Raw genomic sequence first — 22498 nt, 5'->3', positions numbered from 1 at the left:
CGCTCAACCGAAGGGTGTTTACGATGACGAGGTGACCCGCGAGATCAGAGTTCTGGACCTGTTTGCCGGGGCGGGCGGACTCACCGCGGGGCTTCACGCCGCCTCTGACCGCTTCCAAACGGTCGGTGCCGTGGAGATGGATCGCGCGGCCGCGGCCTCGTACGCGGCCACCTATGGTGAAGACATCGTCTATGTCGGTGACATCAAGACCTGGCTCGCCGAGGAGGAGGTGCCGTGCGCAGACGTGATCATCGGTGGCCCTCCCTGCCAGGGATTCTCGAGCCTTGGGAAGCAGGACGTCGAGGACGAGCGCAACTCGCTGTGGCAGGAGTACGCGCAGACGATCCGGCGTGCGCGGCCGAAGTACTTTGTTGTGGAGAACGTCGCCGAGTTCAAGAAGTCGCCCCAGTATCGACAGTTCAAGGAGGCAACCTCCGAGGACGGAATGCTTGCCGAGTATGACTTCCAGGCTGAGGTGCTGAACGCTGCCGACTTCGGTGCCCCGCAGGCTCGACGACGAACGGTGATCATCGGTTACCGTCGAGACCTAGGCTTTCCTGGCTTCCCCAAGCCGTCGCACTCGGCCACTCCTGAGGTCGACGGACTGATGCCTTACGTGACCGTGAGGGATGCGCTGGGTCGTCTGTCACGTGTGCCGGATCGTGACGAACTGTTCGATCGCCGGCGGACCCAGTTCGGGGGCAGGCGTTACGCGGGAGTGTTCTCGGTACGCGATCTGCACTGGAGCCGGAGATACACCGATCTCTCGCTGAAGCGGTTCGCGGTGATCCCGGCCGGTGGCAATCGACGCCATCTGGAGCCCTATCCGGATCTAATGGCGCCGTGCTGGACGAAGCACAAGACCGGCTCTGGCGATGTCATGGGCCGCCTCCACTGGGATCGTCCCTCAGTGACGATTCGCACTGAGTTCTTCAAGCCCGAAAAGGGGCGGTACATCCATCCGGAGGAGGACCGGGCGATCACGCACTATGAGGCCGCGGTTCTCCAAGGCTTCGGCCCTGAGCATCGATTCGTGGGTTCGCGCACGGAGATCGCGCGGCAGATCGGGAATGCGGTGCCGATTCCTCTGGGAGCAGCGATCGGGCGTCTCTTGGCGGATGTTCTTTAACGGGAGTCCATCCGGGATGCAGGCTGAGAAGCGATCGTCGGCATACGCGCAGAGCACCGGAGGTCGGGTCGGTGGCTCGGTGCGACCGGATCCTGCACTCGACGTTGGATGATGCGCTGCCCGTTGAGCATCGAGGTGCCGCAGGAACCAACCTTCAAGGGCGACTCGGATATCCTGAAGTGGGCGCCCGTCACCGGTCTTGTTGAACATCATGATGACAGCTCGGCGAGTTTCACTACCGCTCGACCGCCAACCGCGTGTGGGGTGCGACCTCAGATTGCACGGGCGCGCCGCCTCACTCGTACCGCAGCGACGCGATCGGGTCCTGCCGCGCTGCTCGCAGCGCGGGCAGCGTTCCCGCGAGGAACGCGATCGCCATCACGAGCACCACGATGGTGAGGATCGAGAGCGGGTCGAAGGCGATCAGGTGCAGGCCGGGCAGGTTCGAGAGGGCGTTTCCAAGGGCGTTGCCCGCGAGGGTGCCGACGCCGATGCCGATGGCGGCTCCGATGGCGCTGCCGAGCAGGCCGATGAAGGTGGCTTCGAAACTGAACAGGCCGAAGACCTTGCCGCTGCCCATGCCCATCGCCTTCATCAGGCCGATCTCGCGGGTGCGTTCCTGCACCGACATGAACAGGGTGTTCACGATGCCGAAGCTCGCCGCGAGCAGGGCGATGATCGCGAAGGCGTTGAGCACGATGACGATCGCGTTGATCACGGTCGTGAAGGTGCCGAGCTGGTCGGCGACGGTCTGGCCGGTGTAGCCGGCATCCGTCAGTCGCTTCTTGAGGGCGGTGACATCCGTCGTCGAATCGGAATCGTTGAAACGGATGCTGGCCTGCCGAAACTGGTCCTGCTGCCAGTCAGGAAGTCCGACGCTCTGCACGGCGTGCAGGTCGGTCGCGAGTGCGTCGTTGGCCACGAGGGTGAGGCCGGCGCCGCCGAGCGAGGGGTTCGCGACGCCGACGATCGTGGCGTCCACCTGCTGCGCCTGGTGCGCGCCGTCGGTGAGGCCGAGCGTGACAGGCTGGCCGATCGCGGATGCCGCGGAGTCGAATCCGAGCGCATCGACGTAGTTCTTCGGAATCGCCACATGCAGCTCGGATGCGGTGTCGCTCGGCTGCGATCCGGCCGCCAGCTGCAGCTTCGAGCCCGTGAAGAAGCCGCCGATCGCCGCCTGGTACTGCGTGCCGTCGCCGGAGCGCACCCAGTCGAGCGTGATCGCGTTGATCGGCGTGACCGACGTGACGCCGTCGATGGCCTCGAGGGCGGCGACGTCGGCGGCATCCATCAGCTCCACGTTGGTCACGGTCGGGCCCTGCCGCGTGGTGCTCGCGTTCGGGTCGTACTCGCGGGGGCCGTCGCCGGTCGGGGCGTCGGGCGCGTTCTTGCTCACCGTCATGCCGTTGCTCGCGCCGACGGATGCGACCGTGTCGGCGATGTAGCGGTTGACGCCGGTGCCGAGGCCGGTGGTGATGGTGAGCGTGAAGGCGCCGATGAAGATGGCCACGATCGTGAGGATCGTGCGCGTCTTGCTGCGGAAGGTGTTGGCGACGGCGGAGCCGACCACGTCGATGGTTCTCATGCCGCCACCGCCTCGTTGGTGGCATCCGTCTTCTCGGCGTCGCTCTCCTTGGCGTCGATGTCGACGATGCGTCCGTCGCGCACGTGGATGCTGCGGTCGCAACGCGCGGCGAGGTCTTCGTCGTGCGTGACGATGATGAGCGTGATGCCCTGCTCGCGGTTGAGGGTGAAGAGGATGTCCTCCACCACGGTTCCGGTGGCGCTGTCGAGGTTGCCGGTCGGTTCGTCGGCGAAGATGATGCGCGGGTCGTTCACGAGCGCCCGGGCGATGACGGCGCGCTGCTTCTGTCCGCCGGAGAGGTCGGATGCGCGGTTGCGCGCCTTGTCGTCGAGCTCGAGCGCTTTCAGGGCCTCCAGCGCTCGCTTGCGTCGCGCCGTGCGCCGCACCCCGGCGATCTTCAGCGGCAGCATCACGTTCTCGAGCACCGACGCCGATCCGGTGAGGAAGAACTGCTGGAAGACGAACCCGAAGGTCTTGTTGCGCGCGACGTTGAGCGCTCTGCCGTGCAGGCCCGCGGCATCCGTTCCGGCGAGCTCGATGGTCCCGCTCGTCGGGGCGTCGAGCAGCGCCATGAGGTGCATGAGGGTGGATTTGCCCGAGCCGCTCTTGCCCACGATGGCGAGCGACTCGCCCTCGTAGACGTCGAAGCTCACGCCGCTGAGCGCCCCGAAGCGGGCGGCGCCGCGGCCGTAGCTCTTGTGCACGTCGTGCAGGGAGAGGATGGGGGTGGACATCGCCGGACCTTCCGTTGTTCTGTGTCTCCACTGTCTCGCTCCGGATGCCGGCGCACATCGTCTGCGGGGCGTAATTCGGGGTACTGCGGGGGGTGTAGGCGCGACGCGACCTCGGTATGCCTGCAACTGGCGCGCACGGGATGCGAGTCAGCGGATGCGGCGGACGACGCGCCGCGAGCATCCGCATCCGTCGTGGCATGCCACGCCGGGCGTCCGCCGACTCGCAGCAGAAGGAGCAGGACGACGCCGGCCCCGCATCCCAACCCCGGGCATCCTTGCCCACTGCGAGCCAGAGTGAATAAAGTGAAGCATGCTCGGTTCGCTCGTGAGCAGGGGGAAGCTTGGTGCGACGGCAGCGCTCGCCGCTGTCGCAATGGTGCTGGGTTCGGTGGTCGACGCGGGCTCAGCACAGGCCGACGTCATCCCCGGAACCGAGGCAGACCTGGTGGTCACGGTGGCCGGACCGGTATCCGCCGTCGGCGGCGACGCGTTCAGCTATACCGTCACCATCCAGAACAACGGAACACCGGATGCCGACGGCGCCACGTTCGCCGACGTGCTGAGTCCGGCGGCGACCGAGGTTGCTGCCGCATGCGTCGGCTCGAACGGGGCGACCTGCCCGGCGGCCCTGGCTGTCTCGAACGACGGCGTCACGGGCGCGGCCGGCCTCCTCCCGCACCTCGGCATCCTCACCGTCACGGTCACCGGCCGGTTCCCCATCGGGGCCGGTTCTCTCACGAACACGGCCACGGTCGAGCCACCCGCTGGCGTGACGGATCCTGAGCCGAGCAGCAACACGAGCTTCGTGAGCACTGCCCTCGCGACCGACCTCGACGTCGCGGTCGTGAAGACGAGCAGCGCTCCGACGCTCACACCGAACGCCTCCGTGACCTACACGATCACCTACTCCAACACCGGCCCGAGCCCCGCCGACGGCACCCGCATCGTCGATCGGCTCGACCTGAGTAACAACGGGTTCAACCCTCCGCCCTTCACCGGCTTCAGCGCGGCCTTCGCCGGGTGCACGCCGGGGGGAGGTGCCGTGTGCCCGGCGTTCGGCAGCACCACGGCATCCGATCTCTTCGATACCTCCGTTGCGACCTTTCCCGCGGGCGGCTCACTTGTGATCACCTACCAGGTCACGTTCGGCGCAGCGACAGACACCTACTGCGCGGGTGCCAGCGTGAGCAATCTGGCGTACCTCGCTGCTCCCACCGGCACCGCCGACTCGAATGCAGGGAACGACGCATCGAGGCTCGCGCTCCCCGTCGATACGAGCGCCTGCCCGGTCGTGAACGTCTCCGCCACCAAGACCGCATCGGCGTCGTCGCTCACGCCGGGCGCAACGGTGCGGTACACGGTCACCTACGCGAATGCAGGGCCCGCCGCCGCCACGGGTGCGCCCATCAGCGACCGACTCGACCTCGGCAACAGCGGGTTCAACCCGCCGCCGTTCACCGGTTTCACCGCGAGGTTCGTCAGCTGCACGCCGACAGCCGGGGCGATCTGCCCCACGCTGACGGATGCCGCCGGCGAGTTGCTCTTCCAGACGACCATCCCAGCGCTGCCGGCCGCATCCACCGTCGTCATCGTCTACGACGTCACCTTCGGCAGCCCGACAGCCGAGTACTGCCGGGGCGGCAGCGTCGCGAACACGGCGGGCATCGACCCGCCGGCCGGAGCACTCGACAGCACCCCCGGCGACAACTTCGCCCGTCTGCTTACTCCGGTCGACACGTCCATCTGCGGCGCGGCCGACCTCTCGGTGACGAAGACGGCAGACACGCCCACCGTCACGCCCGGCGTACCGACCACCTACTCGATCACCTTCGCCAACAGTGGCCCAGCGGATGCCAGTGGGGCGGCAATCGTGGATGTCCTGAGCCTCAACAACAACGGGTTCGGTGCCGAGCCGTTCACGGGATTCACGGCCACGTTCGTCGGGTGTGCTCCGACCGGCGGCGCTGCCTGCCCGACGTTCACCGACTCGACCTCGATCGTGCTGTTCGACACCACGATCCCCTCACTTCCGTCGGGTTCGTCCATCACCGTGACGTACCGGCTCGAGTGGGGGGCGCTGACGCCGACCTTCTGCACCGGTGGGATCGTGCTCAACATCGCCAGCATCACCGTTCCCACCCAGGTGAGCGATGCGAACCCGTCGAACAACGACGTACTGTTGCGGCTGCCGACGACTCCCTGCGCAGACGTCGTCGCGAACAATACGGTCAGCCCTGCGAGCGTGCGCTTCGGCGACAGAATCACCTACGCGTTCACGATCACCAACGGCGGGCCGGGAACGGCGACGGATGTGCGGGTCACCGATCCGTTACCGGCGAGCTTCACCGAATTCTCGGCCGGGTGCACAAGCAGCGACAACGCGGATTTCGATCTCGACGTCGATGACGAGACGAACACCCTGTCGCTTGCCGTGCCTCAGCTGGGGAACAACCAGTCGGTGACGTGCACCATCTTCGGACCAGCGGGCGTCGTGCCGGCGACCTACGCGAACACCGTGACGGTCAGCCCTCCTGTCGGCACGGCGTACTACGACCCGAACCTCGCCAACAATGCCAGCCAGGTCAACGTGCAAGTGTTCAACACGGCCTCCGATGTCGTGGTGTCCACGGCGATCACCGGAGTGCCCGCCGGGCTGCCGGTGAACGTCTCCTTCACTGGAACGGTCGAGTGCGCCTCTCAACCCTCGCAGTCGTGGGAGGCCACGACCACGGCTACCGGGCTGACGGCATCCGCTGAACCGCTCACCTTCTTCGACGGGGCGGCCTGCACGGTGGCGATCGATGACCTGCCTGAACTGCCGCCGGGCTTTCGCTACACCGGTGACGCCGTGGTGTCACCCGCGACGATCGATGTGCTCGGCCCCGCCGCGACGGTGCCCGTGAACATCTCGATTCCGATAGCGATCGACCCCCCGCTGGCCCGCGACGACCTCGCCACGACGCCGGTGGGCACGCCGGTGGTGATTCCCGAGTTGGCCAACGACGTCGGGGTAGGCCTTGCGCCGACGAACGTCGGCAGCACACCGTACGGAACCGTCGTCGTCAATCCCGACTTCTCGTTCACCTTCATTCCGGTGAGCGGTTTCATCGGCATCGTCTCGTTTCCCTATACGGTGGCGGATGCGCTCGGCCGACCGGCCGAAGCGCTCGTGACTGTGACGGTGCTGTTCGCGCCGCCGGCTCCCGCCCCGAACGGTGGCGCGACGGTAGGGCCTGGTGTGCGCCTGCCGAGCACGGGTGTCGACGCCGCAGGGTTCGGCGTGCTGGCGCTGCTGTTCCTCGGGGTCGGGGTTTTCCTCACCCTGGGGCGCCGCCGACGCGTCTGACGGTGGGTCTCCATCGGCCGTTCCGTCGTCAGAGATGTATCCGAATCTGGGCGTCGCGGAAGTTATCCACAATCGCTACTTTGATCGACATGGCGTCGGTGGGCAGTGCCACACTTGAGGTATGGCCAACCCCCTCGACACCCTCCTCAACGCGACGACCGCGTTGGCCGAGGCCTGGGCAGATGAGGCCGGCGGGCTCGCCGACACGGGAAGCGATCCAGCGGCCGTGGTCGGCATGATTACGGATGCGGGCCTGCTGCGAGTCATCAACGGCGGGGCCGCCGTGCGCAAGGCCGAGGCGTTCTTCGAGGCGATCTGCGCCGCCGAGCTCGCAGCGCGATCGGCGCGCGAGCGCGGTAAAGACGGCCTCGCGGCCCAGCAGGGCTTCTCCACTCCGGTGGCCTTGCTCTCGTCCATGACCGGGGCGACCCCCGGTGAGGCGGCCAAGCTCGTCGCCGTCGGCGAGGCGACCGCGTCTCGAGCGAGCTTCTCGGGCGAACGGATGCCGGCGCGTCACCCTCACGTCGCCGAAGCGCTGCGCTCCGGTCGGCTCGGGGTGAACGCGTCCGCGCTCATCACCGAGATGCTCGACCGAGTGGTCGGCCGTTGCGGCGTCGAGCGGGCCGACGAGGCGGAGGCCGTGCTCGTCGATCAGGCGGCGACCCTCACCCTCGATCTCCTTGCCCGGCTGATCAAGCAGACGGAGGCTCTGCTCGACCCCGACGGCGTCGAACCCCGCGAAGAGCAGTTGCGTGCGGAACGGTCGCTCATCATCCGTGAGGAGCGTTCGGGCGCCATCTCGCTCAAGGGCCGGTTCGATCCGGCGACCGGCGCTCCCATCAAGGCAGCCGTCGAGGCGCTCGTGGCCGCCGAGCTCCGAAAGGCTCGCGACGCGTTCGGGTCGTCCGAGGCGCGAAAGACCTGCACGTGCGGTGGTGTCGTCGGCGATCCCTCTTCGGCCGCTTTCGAGGGTGTGCCGCTCGAGGGCGATTTCGGAGCCGCGGCCCTCGCCGACGGGCAACCGTGCTCGTGCACCGACCCGGCGTTCGCCGAGAAGCGCACGGGCGCGCAGATGCGGGCCGACGCGCTCTCCGACCTGGCGCGACACGCCATCGGCTGCGAGGGGTCAGCCGTCGCCGAATCCACGACCGTCGTCGTGCGCGCTTCTGCTGAAGACGTGATGAACGGCACGGGCTCGGCCTCCATCGACGGAATCGACCAGCCCATCTGCATCCAGACGGCACGCCAGCTCATGGCGTCCGCAGGGCTTGTTCCGCTCATCTTCTCGGCGACATCCGTGCCGCTCGACCTCGGCCGCACGGCTCGCCTCTTCAGTCCGGCGCAACGCCTCGCGCTCGCCGACCGCGACGGGGGCTGCGCCTTTCCCGGGTGCACGAGGCCGCCGAGCTTCTGCGAAGCCCACCACATCGACTGGTGGGAGAGGCACTGCGGAGCCACCGATATCTCGAACGGAGTGCTGCTGTGCTCCTTCCATCACCACGTCGTGCATCGCGACGAGTGGCGCATCCGGGTGACGGATGGTCGGGTCTGGTTCATTCCACCGGCCCACATCGACCCGGCGCGTCGACCGCGCGCAGGCAATAGCACGGCTCGAGCGCTGGCCCTCATGAGGCGAGCGGCCCCGGTGGGCGAGTCCGGGCGGCTCGCGGCCTGAGGGTCGCCCGAGCGGCTGCACGGTCTGCTGGGTTCGCGGCCGCTATCGCGCAGCGACCCCGCTCGACCCCCGCACGACGAGCCGCGTACCGAGCTCGACCTGCAGGGCGTCGATGGGCTCATGGTTGATCAGGCGCAGGAGTTGGGCGACCGCGAGGCGTCCCAGCTCGGCGAGGGGCTGGGCGACCGTCGTGAGCTCGGGGGTGGCGGCGCGGGCCAAGTCGCTGTCGTCGAAGCCGACGATGGAGACGTCCTCCGGTACGCGGAGGCCGAGGTCACGGGCGGCGCGCATCGCGCCGATCGCGACCTTGTCGTTGAAGCAGACGAGAGCGGTCGGAGGGTTCGGCAGCGCGAGCAGCGACTGAGCGCCCGCCGCGCCGGCCTCTCTCGTCGCGGGTTCGGCGAGCACGAGGGCCGGGTCTTGCAGTACGCCGACGGATGCGAGAGCGGCGATGTGCCCGGCCATGCGCTCTCGGCTCGCGACCCATTCGTCGGGGCCGGCGAGTACGCCGATGCGCCGGTGGCCGAGGTCGACGAGGTGGTGGGTCAGCATCCGTGCGCCCTGGTGGTGTGCCGCCGAGACCACCACCGTGCCGTCGGGTGCGGGGGTGCGCGGGTCGACGATGACGAACGGAAACCCATGGCGGCGCAGCGCCGTGAGTTCCGCGGTTTCCTCCGGCGGGAGGATGAGGATGGCGCCGGCCGTCTCGGCGCGCGTCTGCAGCTGCCCGAGCGGATGCCGCTGCTGCGAGCTCTCGCCGGCATCCAGCAGCATGGGGCGGCCGGCGGCCGCCAGCTCCTCGGCGATCGCCGACACGATGAGCCCGAAGTAGTCGCTCAGCACGTACGGGCAGCGCACGAAGATCGGCCCGCCCGTCTGGCGGCCGTGCCCGCGTGCGATCGGGGCGGCGGTACCGAGTCGGTCGAGGGCCTCGAGCACGAGCGTGCGCGTTGAGGGTGCGACGCGGTCATTGCCGTTGAGAACGCGCGAGACGGTCGCGATCGACAGTCCCGTCTCGGCGGCGACCGCGCGAACGGAGGTGCGGGCCCGGGGCGGAAGCGTGGACACGGTTCTCCCCTCTTCGCCCGAAGCTGCCAGCACGGCTCTTGACGGCGCCGCCCCCGAACGGGGATGATGGCTGACGCGGCGTTACACAACTGTTTCATATGTTACACACGACAAGAACCAGGAACACGCGAGAACGACGCATTCGCCGCAACCTGCGACACCATCGAGCTCTCACCGTGGAGGCCGTCATGACAGTCCGCACCCGTTCACTCGCGGCGGTCGCCGCGACGGCCGCACTCGCCCTGGGTGTCGTGGGGTCGGTGAGTCCGGCGGTCGCAGCGGATGCCGCGCCCCAAGCGCGCGTCTGGCTCACGACCATCGACCAATCCCAGCTGCTCTCCGAGCAGGCGCCGGTCGCTTTCGGCGACGCGACGGCGGGAGGCGCCGCATCCGCCGATCCGACCATCGTGATCGATCCGGAGACGACGTACCAGACCATGGACGGCTTCGGCGCCTCGATCACCGACTCGAGTGCATCCGTGCTGTACAAACTGACACCCGCCCAGCGCGATACCACCATGCGCAAGCTGTTCGACCCCGTCGCCGGCATAGGGGTGAGCTTTCTGCGGCAGCCGATCGGGTCGAGCGACTTCACCGCGGCATCCGCTCACTACACCTACGACGATGTTGCGCCGGGCAAGAGCGACTGGCTGCAGCGTCACTTCAGCATCGCTCACGACGAGGCTCAGGTTCTTCCGCTGCTGCGCCAGGCGAAGAAGCTGAACCCGCAGTTGAGCATCGTCGCGACCCCGTGGAGCCCGCCCGCATGGATGAAGACGGGCGACTCGCTCGTAGGGGGCAAGCTCAAGCCGGGCTTCCTCTACGCCACGGCGTACGCCGCCTACCTCACCCGTTTCGTGCTCGCCTACAAGGCCGCGGGTGTTCCGATCGACTACCTCACCGTGCAGAACGAGCCGCAGAACCGCACGCCGAAGGGGTATCCGGGCACCGACATGACGGTCGCCGACGAGGCGCGGGTCATCTCGATTCTCGGGCCGCTGCTCAAGCTCGCGAGCCCGAAGACGAAGATCTTGGGCTACGACCACAACTGGGCCACGCATCCGGACGACATCGCCAACACCCCTCCCGGGCAAGACCCCGAGACCGACTACCCGTCGAAGCTGCTGCAGACCAGCGCGGCGAAGTGGATCGCCGGAACCGCCTTCCACTGCTACTACGGCGACCCGAGCGCGCAGACGGCGCTGCACGACGAGTTCCCCGACAAGGGCATCTGGTTCACCGAGTGCTCCGGATCGCACGGCGCCACCGACACGCCGGCCCAGTTCTTCACCGACACGCTCAAGTGGCACGCCCGCACGATCACGCTCGGCGTCACGCGCAACTGGGCGAAGAGCACCGTCAACTGGAACATCGCGCTCGATGAGAACAGCGGCCCGCACCTGGGCGGCTGCGACACCTGCACGGGACTCGTCACGACGCATCCGGATGGCTCCGTCACGACCAATGCGGAGTACTACACGATCGGGCACCTCTCGAAGTTCGTGAAGCCCGGCGCCGTGCGCGTCGCGTCGACATCGTTCGGAACCACGGGCTGGAACGGCCAGGTCATGGATGCCGCCTTCCGCAACCCCGACGGATCGACCGCCCTCGTCGTGCACAACGAGAACGACGACCCGCGCTCGTTCAACGTCTCGGTGGGCACCAAGTCGTTCGCCTACACGCTGCCCGGCGGGTCGCTCGCCACCTTCACCTGGCCGGCATCCGCCGCCCTGGTCGACGACCTCGCCCCGATCTCACTCCTGGGCGCGACCGCCACGGCTACGAGCGCGACGACGGATGCGGGCCTCGCCATCGACGCCGACGCCTCGACCCGCTGGTCGAGCGGCCAGGCGCAGACGGCGGGCCAGAACCTCACGGTCGATCTCGGCGCGCCGAAGACGTTCCGGAGGGTGGCGATCGACGCCGGCGGCAACCTCGGCGACTACGCCCGGTCGTGGGAACTGGCGACGTCGACCGACGGCGTCACCTGGACGGTCGCCGCATCCGGAGCCGGCTCGGGCCAGCTCACGAACGTCGACCTGCCCGCCACGACGGCGCGCTACCTGCGCATCTCGTCGACGGGCAGTGCCGGCAACTGGTGGAGCATCGCCGACGTGCGCCTGTACGGGTGAGGTGAGCGGCGGGGCTGGACCGGCGCGAGGTGCGCCCGCGCGAGGTGCGCAGGCGACTCACCCGACGACGCTGCCGACCCAGACGCCGTCGCGCGCGCGGGTGATACCGACGAAGAGTTCCCGCCGATCGCGCTCCTCGCGTTCTAGCTGGGAGTCGTTGCGGTCGGGATCAGCGACCTCGGGTTTGAGCAGCGCCTCCGCCACCCACGGCAGAAGCACGTGCTTGAACTCGAGGCCCTTGGCGCGCTTGATCGTGCCGACCTTCACCGAATCGCCGGCGATGCCGTCGTAGTCGGTCAAATCGATCACCGGCAGTCCCGCTGAGCGCAGAAGGCGGGCTGCTTCCGTGGCGTCGCGGCGAGTGGCGCACAGCACCCCGACGTCGCCCAGACCGGTCGCGATCGACGACGTCACCAGGCGGATGCGATTCACGAGGGCGCCGTCGTGCCCCGCCCGCGATGAGAAGCGGGCGAAGATCGGGCGGTCGCCGTGCCGAGCGGATGCGATCGCCGCGGCGGACGCGGTGGCGCCTTCGATGTCGACATAGGTCGACCCGTCGACGATGCGCGCCGCCATCGCGAGGATCTCCGCGGTGTTGCGGTAATTGACATCCATCACGACGCCTCGTCCCGTGACGGAGAGGCCGGCTTCAGCCAGCGTGTACCCGCCGGGGTAGATCGTCTGCTGGCCATCGCCGATGAGGGTGAACGCATCGGGCCCCTCATCGACCGCGGCGGCGAGCATCCGGATCATGGCGCAGGAGAGATCCTGTGCCTCATCGACGATGACGGCGCTGTACCGGCCGAGCGGCCGTTCGCGCAGGGTCACCTCGGCGAGCAGGATGAGATCGGCGAAGTCGTTCACCTTCCGACGACGCAACTCCGCCTCGTACGACCGGTAGAGCGCCCAGGCCGCCTGGCGCTGCTCGTAGGTCAGGCCGCGCCGCCGGCCGATACGCGCGCACTCCGCATACTGCTCGAACGAGGTGAGTCCGCGGCCCTTGATGACATAGTCGATCTCTTCGCGCCAGTACTCCGGCGAGGGGTCGATCTTGGCGAGGGGCGTCGACGTCTGTCGCCAGGCGTGCGCGAAGCACTGATAGGCGCCTCGGGGGCTCACGCGCACGTCGATTCCGCGCTCATCCAACACTCGACGCGCGAACTGGTGAACGCCGCTGAAGTCCACACGATCACTGACCTCGGGCGCCATCCGGGCGAGCAGGTTACTCAGCACCGTCGGGAGCGTACGGACGTATGTGGTGACGAGCACGCGGCCCTCCGGCTGAGCGCGGGCGATGTACGCCGCACGGTGCAACCCCACGACGGTCTTGCCGGTGCCGGCTGCACCCCGGATGCGGCTGGGGCCGTTGAACGTGCGTCGCACGAGCTTGGCCTGATCGGGCGCGAGGAACGCCATCCATTCCTCGATCGGGGGAGCCATGAGGCCCTCGAGAAAGGCGGCTTCGACTTCCTCGGGGGTGCGAAGGTGCTCCAGCGAGGGAGCGGGTTCGAGTTCGACGACGGGCTCGGGAAGGGAGATGTCGACGGGGGCGGCAGCGCCGACCATCGGAAAGTAGTCGAGCGCAGCATGGAGAACCCGCTCGACGTTGGCGGCGCTCATCCGTTGCCCGCGGCGGGCGATCACGGAAACGATGTCGCCCTCGCCGACCACCTCGACGGTGCCGACGGACGCCTTGAGTCCCTTCATTCCCGCGAAGACGACAACGGCGTGCACTTCGCCGGGTGCCAGACCGACGTCGGCGAGCGCCGCCTCCGTCTTCCAGGCGAGGTCGGCCAGGCCGTTGAACTCGTCGGTCACATCCTCTTGGTCGCGAAAGACACGGCCGGCGGCGATGAGAGGATCACGCCAGGCTTTGGTGTCGACGATGAAGAGGCCGCCGGGGCCGACGAGCACCATGTCGACCTGCGCCCGACGACTACCCGGCCACTGCCGGTCGGGAAGAAAGTGGTAGCCGGATGCCGCGAGCGGCGCGAGCACCCGAGCGATGCGCTTCTCGCTGTCGGCGGCCGCGCGATAGTTGATCGCCTTGCGCGCCGCTTCCTCGGCGGCCTGGCGATGTGCCTCGGCGAGAGCGTTCTGCCGCTGAGCTTCCGCCCACGCCGATCCGCCTGCTGGCATCGCCTACCCCCGAAAGCTCCTCGCCTCCATATTCGCTCATGCGGCGGAGTTGAGGCAGTCCGTTTTCGGGGGGACAGTCATCCCGACCTCCGGCGATTGCCATTGCCATCGCTATCGCGCGCGAGTCCGCGGACTTTCGAGCCGACACGCCTCCCGCTCGGTTCGCGCGCACGGCGAGTCAGCCCGCGCATCCGCTCATTCGCACCGGGCGAGGGTGCGCGGCGGCTGCGCACCCCCGTGCATAGGGGCTACTCGGGTCATGGCGGCGGTGGATAACCTGCCTTGACCGAGGGGGACGACTTGCAGCGCAGCGTGGGTACCGCGCTTGCCGCACTCGCGGCTATCGTGCTCACGACCGGACTCGCCAGCCCCGCTCTCGCAGACGACACGACGCCTCCTCCGGCGGACCCGACGCAGCAGCCCGCTGAGTCGTCGCCGCCTCCCGTGCTCGAGCCCCTGCTTCCCGACACGAGCGCGGAGCCGGTGTACACCCCGCTCGACCCGCCCGTCTACGGCGACTTCTCCGACCCGCCCACCGACAGTGCCCCGTGGCTCACGTCGGCGCCTGTCGCCGCTCCCGTGTTCTCCGTGCCCGACTACCGCACGTTGACTGACGCGGAACGGTCCGAGGGATCTCGTCGCTCCGCAGAAGGCCTTGCCTGGTTAGTCGCTGCACAGGCAGCGTATGAAGCGTCCGGCATGTCGCTGTCCGACGCGAACGCCGCAGCATTGGCCGACCTCAACGCCATCACCATGCGGGCCGACTTCGACCTCAATCCTCACCTGCCCGTCTTTCGGATGCGAGCGCCGGGCGAGGCTGCGCCGCCGATGCCCCGCACGACCGTGTCGCGAGCCCCGGCCGCGCCCGCCGGTTCCGCGGCGACCATTCAGGCATCCGTCGCCGCGACGGTCGTGCTCGAGCTGCACAACCTGGCCGCACGCGCGACCGTCGCGACGCTCTCGCAGGCGGGAGGCGACCCGGTCGCCTGCGCCGTCGGACCGAACCGAACGGCGACGATCAGGGTTCATCTCGCCGCCGGAGCAGACACCACACTGTCGATCTCCGGAGCGCGCGAGGTCGAGTCCGGTATCACCGCCCGATTCGTTCCTCTCGCGGTCGACGGCTGGGAGCACCGCCTCACCGGGCTCTGACGAACTCCGGCGATCGAGAGGGCGGGGCGGGCGGCGCGCTACCCGCGCGGCACCACCATGACCGGCACTCGCGCGTGATTCAGTACCTTCGATGAGACGCCGCCGAGCAGCACGCGGCGGGCGGGGCCGTAGCCGCGCGATCCGACGACGAGCAGGTCGACGTCGCTCGACTGCAGGTCTGACAGGGCGTCGACGACGGGGCCCTCGAGCAGCCGGGAGGTGCCGCCGACGGATGCCGCGGCCGACGTCACCGCGCTGGTGAACTGGGCGCGCTGCGCCGCTGCGAAGCCGACCTGCTCGCCGAGGGATGGGCGCACCAGCGTGTCTGGCAGCACGCTCACCAGCTCGAGCGCGGCATCCAACTCGCCGGCGACGGCGCGGGCGCTGGCAAGAGCAGCGGCGCCATCGGGGGTGTCGATGTACGCGATGGCGATGCGCGTGGGCGGCGAGGACGCCAATTGCTCGTAGTCCCACGGCACGAGCACGACCGGGCCGGGAGCTCCCTGCAGCAGGCGTTCAGCCGTGCTGCCTGGCGCTGTGCGACGGGTGCCCTGGGCGCTGCGCGAGCCGATGAGAGTGATCGCACCGGGCCCGGATGCCTCGAGCACGTTGTGCAGGCCGTGCGCGGCCGAATCAGCCGCCACCGCGCGGAACTGCGCGCTCTCGGCCCCGTCGCCGAGCGCGGTGCGGGCCTCGGCGAGGAGGTATTCGGCTTCCTCGCGGTTGTAGGCGACCCATTCGGTGTCGACCCGGCCGATGCCGATCGGCGCATGCCCCGGGTACACCGTGACCACGACGAGCGTTCGTCCGCTCGCCCGGCTCCACGGCCCGGCGAGGGCCAGCACATCGGCGCCGGCGGCGCCCTTGTAAGCGGCGATCAGCGGGGCGGCCACGACTCACACCTTCTCGGCCGGCGGCAGGCTCGGCTTCTCGCCACGGCGAAGGCGGGAATGGCGAATCGAGTAGCTGAAGTAGATGATCAGGCCGATGATGAGCCAGACCACGAACCGCACCCAGGTCTCCCAGGGCAGCTGAATGATGAGGTAGCCGCACAGCACGATGCCGATCGCCGGCACCACGGGCGAGAGCGGAACCCGGAACGGCCGCTTCATGTCGGGACGGGTGCGACGCAGGATGATGACGCCGAGGTTGACGAGCACGAAGGCGAACAGCGTACCGATGTTGACGAGCTTGACGATCTCGTCGAGGGGCACGAGCGCCGCCAGAATGGCGATGAGCACGCCGAAACCGAGGGTGAGCCGCGCCGGCGTTCCGTAGCGGGGGTGCACCTTGGCCAGGCGGCGGGGGAGCAGCCCGTCGCGGCACATGGCGAAGAAGATGCGCGTCTGCCCGTACATGATCACGAGCACCACGCTCGTGATGGCGATGAGCGCACCGGCGGCCAGCAGCCCGCCCGCCCACGGGATGCCGGCGCCCTCGTTGAGTGCCGCGGCGAGCGGCGCGTCGCTGCCCGTCAGTGTCTTGACCGGCGCGACGCCGACTGCCGCGATCGCGACGAGCACGTACAGGATCGTGGAGATGACGAGCGATCCGATCACGGCGATCGGCAGGTCACGCCCCGGGTTCTTCGATTCCTCCGACGCGGTCGTGACCGCGTCGAATCCGATGTAGGCGAAGAAGATGACGCCGGCGGCCGAGGCGATGCCTCCGAAGCCCTCCGGCGCGAACGGATCGAAGTGCCCGGAGTTGAATGCGGTGAACGCGACCACGATGAAGAAGATGAGGATGGCGATCTTGACCACGACCATCACGGCGTTGACGCGCGCACTCTCCCGGGTGCCCAAGGTGAGCAGGATGCTGATGGCCAGCACGATCACGACGGCGGGAATGTTGACGACACCGCCCTCGGAGGGCGAGGTCGAGATGGCCTTCGGCAGCTCGTAGTCGAATGCGGCTTTGAGGAACTCGTTCACGTTGCCGCCCCATCCGACGGCGACCGCCGCGACCGAGACGCCGTACTCCAGGATGAGGTCCCAGCCGATGATGAACGCGACGAACTCGCCGAGGGTGGCGTACGAGAAGGTGTACGCGCTGCCCGAGACGGGCACGCTCGAGGCGAGTTCCGCGTACGAGAGTGCGGAGAACGCGCACGTCAGTGCGGCGAGGATGAAGGCGAGGAACAGGCTGGGCCCGGCGAGCTTGGCGCCTTCGCCGATGACGACGAAGATGCCCGTGCCGATGATCGCGCCGACGCCCAGCGCGGTGAGCGCAACCGGCCCGATACTGCGTCGGAGTGTCTCGTCGCCGCTCTCGGTCTCATCGATCAGGTCGTTCACCGACCGCGTGACGAACAGGTCCTTCATGCGCATGGAATTCACCTCTCGTTGAGGGCCGTCGCGCGGACGGAGTCCGTTGATCGGTGCGTCAACGCTGGCACTGCTCGCCTACCCCCCGAAAGGGGTTGCGCGACCATTTCACAAAGTGGTTACATCTGCTGCGCCGCGCGACTCGCACGTGCCCGCGCTTCGACAGGCTCAGCGAACCCGGCGGCCCTTCCTCTTTCAGTCCAGGAGGTAGTCCAGCATCCGGCTGACGGCGTCGTCGCGGTCCGCATCCGTCGACAGCTGCTCGAGGCCGAAGCCCAGCAGCAGTGTGTCGGGCGTCGCGACACCGGCGGTGATGCCGCCGAGGCCGACCGTGCGCTCGAAGTCGGATGCGTTGCCCGGGCTTCCCGCGGGCGCCCCGGGAATGCTCCAGGCGCCGAGTCCGCTCTCGAAGCCCTCGGCATCCGTCGTGCCCGCCGTCGTCACGAGCGCGGTGTCGTCGACGATGAGACCTGTGCCGCCCGTACCCGGGTCGGTCACGTAGCTGACCGCGAGCTCGACCTGCTGGCCCGCGAAGGCGCTGAGGTCGTACGAGACCGGCACCCATCCGCCCGAGGATGCGGTGAGCGAGTTCCACGCGCCGGTCGTGCCGGTCGCGGTGCACGGGTCGCCAGGGGTCAGGTAGTGCTCGAGCCACGGATGCTCCTCGAGCAGGAAGCCCGCCTCGCACTCGGTCGGCACATCGCTCGTCGTCGCGACGTCGCCCTCTGCACCGGTGTCGGCATCCACGAGGGTCGTCCAGTCGTTCTGCCCAACGGTGTGCGCTTCGACGATCACGTGGTCGTAGCCCTCTTCGGTGTCCCACGAGAACTGGGCCTGGAAGCTGGGCGCCTCGGCAGCCGTCACATCACTGAGGTCGTACGTGCGCACGAGCCGTTGGTAGCCGTCGTCGATGTGCGGTGCGGCTGCGGCGTAAGAGCCCTCGATCGCGATGAACGGGCCGGACGGGTCGACGTAGTCGGCGACCGGTCCGCTCGTGAACTGCGGGAACTCATCCGCCGGCAACCGCGAACTCGTCGGAACGAACGCGCCCACCTCGTCGATCGGGTTGTCGAGCGTCGCGGGGCCGCCGAACGTCGCCTGCATGCCCTGCACATCGGATGCGGTGCCCACCACGCCGCTCGCGACGAGCGAGGTGCGGCTGTAGGCGCCCAAGTAGTACTGGGTGAAGTCGTCGGCCACGATGAGGCAGTCCGAGAACGGATCGACCGTCACCGCGCACTCCTGATCCGGAGCGCCGTCGAGGCCGTAGTAGATGCCGCCGACCGTGCCGGCGAGCAGGCCGTAGTACCCCGCGGTCTCGCCGGTGTAGGCCAGCTTTCCGCCCTCGTTCAGGTAGTCACGCACCGCCATGGTGAGGTACTGGGTGCGTTCGGCCACCGACAGGTCGGGCAGTTCCTGACTGCCGTACTGCGTCAGCTCGTCTTCCGGATCCTGCGTCAGCCGGTTGTCGCCGAGGTACCAGAACACGGCGTCGTAGTGGCTCAGCACTCCGAGGTCATGCGGAACTCCCTGGGCATCCACGTCCCAGACATCCGGCGTGACGCCGTTGGCCTCGAGCGCGGCGACGTGCGCATCGAGGTACTTGGGCGCATCCGTGCCGGCCGGGTAGGTCGGGTTCACGCCGGTGTAGTCCTCGTTCGCGATCACGAGCACCTTGTGACCGGTGTCCTGCGCGAGCGTGTAGGTGAAGTGCTCGCTCTGCACCCGACGGATGCTGTGCTCGCGCAACATGTCTTTCAAGCTCGGGAAGGCAGAGAACCACACCTCGACCTGGTCGCCCGGTTTGGCGCCGCGCACCGTGCCGCGGTACTCCGCGTAGTACACGTCGTTCTCGTCGCCGTAGCGCTCGCCGCCCTTCCACTCGTTGACGAGCGCATAGCGCACGCCGCCTCCGTTGATGCGGTAGTTCATCACCTTGAGCAGCAGGTCGCGCTTGGCCGTGACAGCGACGGGTTGGGGTGAACCGTACGAGACCGTGAACGGGTCGATCTGGAAGTCGGCCGCCTGACGGTCGACGACCGACACGGGGTCATCGGGGTCGAGCGAAGACTGCGCCACCGCCAGGGCGAACGGGACGTTCTTCTCGAACTCGCCTTGGATCAGCGTCTCGTCGTCGGGGAAGTCGAAGCCGAGGGCGTTGCAGTCCTCGTCGGCGTCCCACTCGTCGTTGGGATCGAGTGCGGCCGCCGTCTCGCACGTCGACATCTCGGGCGTGAAGCCGAGGGTGCCGTACGCCTCCTCCATGTGCGAATCGGTGTCGCCGTTGGTCGTGTACAGCTCGGCCGAGATGTCGGGGTCATAACCCGGAATGGCGGGGTCGGCATCATCGCCCACCATCGCCTCGTAGATCACGTCGTCAGGGGATGGCGTGGCCACCTGCCAGCCGATGCCGTGCAGCAGCAGCTCGGCCGCCGAGTGGTAGTTGATGAAGAACTGCGGCGTCAGCTTGGCGAAGAGGTCGTTGATCGCCTTCGTCTCGGGTTCGGATGCCGGCTCGGGTCCGCGATAGGTGTCACTCGCCGGGTTGGGTGATGAGCCCTCGTTGTCGTAGCCCCATCGCGTGGGGTAGTTGCGGTTGAGGTCCACGCCGTCGCCCGAGTCGACCTGGCCGTTCTCGTTGTTGTCGCGCAGGTTCTTGCGCCACAGCCGCTGGCCGTCTTGGAAGGTGTAGTCGTAGCCATCCGGGTTGGCGACGGGGATGAACCACATCTCGGTGGTGTTCACGAGCTTTGTGATGCGTGGGTCGGTGCCGTAGGAACTGAGCACCTCGTCGAGCAGGCGGCGCACCATCTCGGGCGTGATCCACTCGCGCGCGTGCTGGGCCGCCATGAACACGGTGGTCGGACGCTTGCCGTCCGTGATGCCGCCGGGGTTGCGGGTCACGCGCACGGCGTCGAGGTTCTGGCCCTGCACGGTGTGCCCGATGGTGCGCAGCTGGGCGATGTTCGGATGCGCCGCTGCCTGCGACGCCAGCTCCTGCTGCAATCCGCCCTCTCCGCTGTAGGGCCGGTACACGCCGGTCGTCGCCTGGAAGGTTCGCGCCTTCTCTTCGGGGAGAGGCTGCGCCTGCAGCGGCGCGCCCTCCTTCGCGAGCGCGGCGGCCTGATCGCCGCTCAGGATGACCTGCACCGAGAACTGCCCCGCAGCATCCGCGACGGGACTCGAGACGAGCTCCTGCCGGTCGACGCCGAGGTCGACGATGGCGGCCAACCCGCTGGCGTCGACGGTTCCCGTGTAGACCCGCAGGCCACCGCCCTCGTCATCAGGAGGGGCGCTCGCCATGCTGGGCGAGGCGCTGACGGCGGTGAGGACGAGTGCTGCGGCAGCGGCGATCGCGAGTTTGCGGAACACGGGAGACTCCCTTGGCTCAACCGAATGCCCTCATCCTTGACCCCCGAACGAGGGGCGGTCAAGGTTTCCAGTGAGGTTTCTATGAGAAATCCTCATGCGCGAACGGATGCGTTGGGTCAGTGAGTGCGCAGGGCTTCATCCGGGCCCGGCGGGCGATGTCACCGGTCAGGCGGATGCCTCGTCGAGCAGCTCGAGCAGCCGCGTGGTGGTGCGCCAGTTGCGCACGGTGATCTGCTGGAACACCGGCTTGGCGAAGAACCGCTGGATGCGGGTCGTGGTGGCTTTCGCCGCGACGCGCGAGAAGTAGAGCACCCCGGGCCCGGCCGAAATGGTGTCGACACCCTCGCGCAGCTCCGGCACCTCGGCGAGGGCCTGCGCGCCGGTGAGCGGATGCTTCAGAAAGTAGACGTCGCTGCGCAGGTCGTCGGAACCGTGGTTCGGAGGGGCAGCGTCGATGATCTCGGCGAGTTCGTCGCGTGATCGCACGACGACGAGGATCGGGATCTCGAAACGCTCGCGCAGCATCCGTTCGAGGGCGTCTTCGAGCGTGCGGCTGCTCGTCTTCTTCGAGGTGAATAGCACGTTGCCGCTCTGGATGTAGGTGCGCACGTCGTCGTAGCCGGCGTCACGGAAGCTGTCGGCGAGGGCCGCCATGCTGATGAGGTTCTTGCCGCCGACGTTGATGCCGCGCAGCAGGGCGACGTACGAGCGCACCATGCCTCCCACCGTATTCCGCGTGCCCCTCTCCGAAAAGCGAGGCGATTCCGAAAAGCGAGGAGATTCCGAAAAGCGAGGCGATCTTCGCCGACACGCCGCGTTTCGCGGCTGGGGCGACCGCGTGGCGCCCGGAATCGCCTCGCTTTTCGGGATCTCCTCGCTTTTCGGTGCGGGCGTGAGTCGCGTCAGGTCAGGTGGTCGAAGTCGCCCCGCGCCCAGGCGGCGTGCCGCGCGGCCGAGCGGCGCACGATGTCGCGCGCGTCCGCATCGACGACGAGGTCGAAGTTGCCATAGAGACGGTCGAACTCGAGCGGTGCCACCCGATCGGCGACGCGCTGGGCGACGGCGCCCGACAACGGCAGGTGGTTCGGAAAGCTGCGCATGAAGCTCACCGACGTGCGATCCGGATTCGCGAACAGCGAGTCGCTGCTGAGCAGCACGCCCCGGCCCGATGCCCCCTGTGCCCAGTGCAGCACGCTGCTGCCGGGGAAATGCCCGCCCGTCTGCACGAGCCTCACGCCGGGCAGCAGCTCCTGTTCGCCCGACCACGTGCGGATGGCGGCATCCGGGCGCGCGACCCAGTCGGCATCCGCCTCGGCGACGAACACGGGCACGCCTGCGAGCCTGCGGCTCCACTCCACCTGCACTCCATACATGTGCGGATGGCTCGCCGCGATCGCCACCACCTCGCCGAGTGCCCGAACGCGGGCGACGGCGTCATCGTCGAGGTAGCCGATCGGATCCCACAGCACGGCACCGGCATCCGTGCGCACGAGCTTGCACGTTTGCCCGATGCCGACTCCCGGGTCGGTCGTGATGCCGAAGAGGTCGGGCTCGAACTCGCGGATGCGCACCTCGCGCCCTGATGCCTCGAGCTCGCCGAGGGTCGTCCAGTGCTGTCCGTCGCGGGGCACCCACTGCCGCTCATCGTCGCAGATCGCGCAGACGTCGTCGCGGTTGGCGTGCTCGACGGCGCAGGTCGCGCAGATCCAGAAGTACCCGTCCCGGTTGTCGTCGACGGATGCGGGCTGCGCGTGGTTCGACTCTGAACTCATGCGTCCCATACTGCCGCGTCGCCATCGTGCGTGCATCCGTACATCCGTGCACCCGCGTGGCGCGATG

Annotated in this window: 14 protein-coding genes; 5 read left to right on the top strand and 9 right to left on the bottom strand. The window is 68.3% G+C overall.

Annotated features, from left to right (window positions below; genetic code table 11):
* Positions 1–31: 31 nt before the first annotated feature.
* Positions 32–1129, top strand: a complete 1098-nt coding sequence (locus WDJ51_RS08525) for a DNA cytosine methyltransferase (RefSeq protein WP_337852021.1) — start codon at positions 32–34, stop codon at positions 1127–1129.
* Between the two features lie 295 nt (positions 1130–1424).
* Here WDJ51_RS08525 and WDJ51_RS08520 read toward each other — a convergent pair whose 3' ends face one another.
* Complete coding sequence (locus tag WDJ51_RS08520; protein ID WP_337852020.1) at positions 1425–2714, bottom strand: ABC transporter permease; 1290 nt, start codon at positions 2712–2714, stop codon at positions 1425–1427.
* Positions 2711–3448 (bottom strand): ABC transporter ATP-binding protein, encoded by a 738-nt coding sequence (locus WDJ51_RS08515; protein WP_337852019.1) that lies wholly within the window; start codon positions 3446–3448, stop codon positions 2711–2713. Before WDJ51_RS08515 ends, WDJ51_RS08520 begins: the two co-directional genes overlap by 4 nt.
* 310 nt (positions 3449–3758) lie before the next feature.
* Between WDJ51_RS08515 and WDJ51_RS08510 the strand changes: the two genes are divergently transcribed.
* The gene (locus tag WDJ51_RS08510; RefSeq protein ID WP_337852018.1) at positions 3759–6794 is read left to right on the top strand and encodes an Ig-like domain-containing protein; all 3036 of its coding nucleotides are present in this window, start codon (positions 3759–3761) and stop codon (positions 6792–6794) included.
* A gap of 121 nt (positions 6795–6915) precedes the next feature.
* Positions 6916–8469 carry an HNH endonuclease signature motif containing protein gene (locus tag WDJ51_RS08505; RefSeq protein WP_337852017.1) on the top strand — a complete coding sequence of 518 codons (1554 nt, stop codon included), beginning with the start codon at positions 6916–6918 and terminating at the stop codon, positions 8467–8469.
* Between the two features lie 42 nt (positions 8470–8511).
* On the opposite strand, the gene WDJ51_RS08500 is transcribed toward WDJ51_RS08505, so the two are convergent.
* Positions 8512–9537, bottom strand: coding sequence for a LacI family DNA-binding transcriptional regulator (locus WDJ51_RS08500; RefSeq protein WP_337852016.1), 1026 nt, complete (start codon positions 9535–9537; stop codon positions 8512–8514).
* Between the two features lie 188 nt (positions 9538–9725).
* On the opposite strand from WDJ51_RS08500, the gene WDJ51_RS08495 reads away from it, so the two are divergent.
* Positions 9726–11669, top strand: a complete 1944-nt coding sequence (locus WDJ51_RS08495; protein ID WP_337852015.1) for a discoidin domain-containing protein — start codon at positions 9726–9728, stop codon at positions 11667–11669.
* Between the two features lie 57 nt (positions 11670–11726).
* Here the strand turns inward: WDJ51_RS08495 and WDJ51_RS08490 are convergent, their stop codons facing one another.
* Entirely contained in the window at positions 11727–13808 is a 2082-nt protein-coding gene (locus tag WDJ51_RS08490) for a nuclease-related domain-containing DEAD/DEAH box helicase (RefSeq protein ID WP_337852014.1), read from the bottom strand.
* A gap of 312 nt (positions 13809–14120) precedes the next feature.
* Between WDJ51_RS08490 and WDJ51_RS08485 the strand changes: the two genes are divergently transcribed.
* On the top strand, positions 14121–14960 hold the full coding sequence (locus WDJ51_RS08485; protein ID WP_337852013.1) for a hypothetical protein: 840 nt from the start codon (positions 14121–14123) through the stop codon (positions 14958–14960).
* 38 nt (positions 14961–14998) lie between these two features.
* Here WDJ51_RS08485 and WDJ51_RS08480 read toward each other — a convergent pair whose 3' ends face one another.
* From WDJ51_RS08480 to WDJ51_RS08460, 5 genes are all read right to left on the bottom strand, one after another.
* A complete protein-coding gene (locus WDJ51_RS08480; protein ID WP_337852012.1) occupies positions 14999–15853 on the bottom strand; it encodes a universal stress protein in 855 nt (284 codons plus the stop codon).
* A gap of 3 nt (positions 15854–15856) precedes the next feature.
* The gene (locus tag WDJ51_RS08475) at positions 15857–17290 is read right to left on the bottom strand and encodes an amino acid permease (protein WP_337852011.1); all 1434 of its coding nucleotides are present in this window, start codon (positions 17288–17290) and stop codon (positions 15857–15859) included.
* A 192-nt stretch (positions 17291–17482) separates the two neighbouring features.
* Entirely contained in the window at positions 17483–20659 is a 3177-nt protein-coding gene (locus WDJ51_RS08470) for a M14 family metallopeptidase (RefSeq protein WP_337852010.1), read from the bottom strand.
* A gap of 165 nt (positions 20660–20824) precedes the next feature.
* Positions 20825–21376, bottom strand: coding sequence for a DUF1697 domain-containing protein (locus WDJ51_RS08465; RefSeq protein ID WP_337852009.1), 552 nt, complete (start codon positions 21374–21376; stop codon positions 20825–20827).
* A gap of 185 nt (positions 21377–21561) precedes the next feature.
* A complete protein-coding gene (locus tag WDJ51_RS08460) occupies positions 21562–22431 on the bottom strand; it encodes a hydrolase (protein ID WP_337852008.1) in 870 nt (289 codons plus the stop codon).
* Positions 22432–22498 lie beyond the last annotated feature (67 nt).

This window comes from Rathayibacter sp. YIM 133350 (genome assembly GCF_037404875.1).
GTDB lineage: Bacteria > Actinomycetota > Actinomycetes > Actinomycetales > Microbacteriaceae > Orlajensenia.
The sequence above is the reverse complement of the archived record's forward strand: the minus strand, read 5'-3'. Positions and strand labels throughout refer to the sequence as shown.

Excerpts from the sequence above, each read along its gene's own strand:
- WDJ51_RS08460 (WP_337852008.1), bottom strand. The coding sequence starts at position 22,431 with ATGAGTTCAGAGTCGAACCACGCGCAGCCCGCATCCGTCGACGACAAC.
- WDJ51_RS08495 (WP_337852015.1), top strand. The coding sequence starts at position 9,726 with ATGACAGTCCGCACCCGTTCACTCGCGGCGGTCGCCGCGACGGCCGCA.
- WDJ51_RS08520 (WP_337852020.1), bottom strand. The coding sequence starts at position 2,714 with ATGAGAACCATCGACGTGGTCGGCTCCGCCGTCGCCAACACCTTCCGC.
- WDJ51_RS08465 (WP_337852009.1), bottom strand. The coding sequence starts at position 21,376 with ATGGTGCGCTCGTACGTCGCCCTGCTGCGCGGCATCAACGTCGGCGGC.
- WDJ51_RS08515 (WP_337852019.1), bottom strand. The coding sequence starts at position 3,448 with ATGTCCACCCCCATCCTCTCCCTGCACGACGTGCACAAGAGCTACGGC.
- WDJ51_RS08510 (WP_337852018.1), top strand. The coding sequence starts at position 3,759 with ATGCTCGGTTCGCTCGTGAGCAGGGGGAAGCTTGGTGCGACGGCAGCG.
- WDJ51_RS08490 (WP_337852014.1), bottom strand. The coding sequence starts at position 13,808 with ATGCCAGCAGGCGGATCGGCGTGGGCGGAAGCTCAGCGGCAGAACGCT.
- WDJ51_RS08505 (WP_337852017.1), top strand. The coding sequence starts at position 6,916 with ATGGCCAACCCCCTCGACACCCTCCTCAACGCGACGACCGCGTTGGCC.
- WDJ51_RS08475 (WP_337852011.1), bottom strand. The coding sequence starts at position 17,290 with ATGCGCATGAAGGACCTGTTCGTCACGCGGTCGGTGAACGACCTGATC.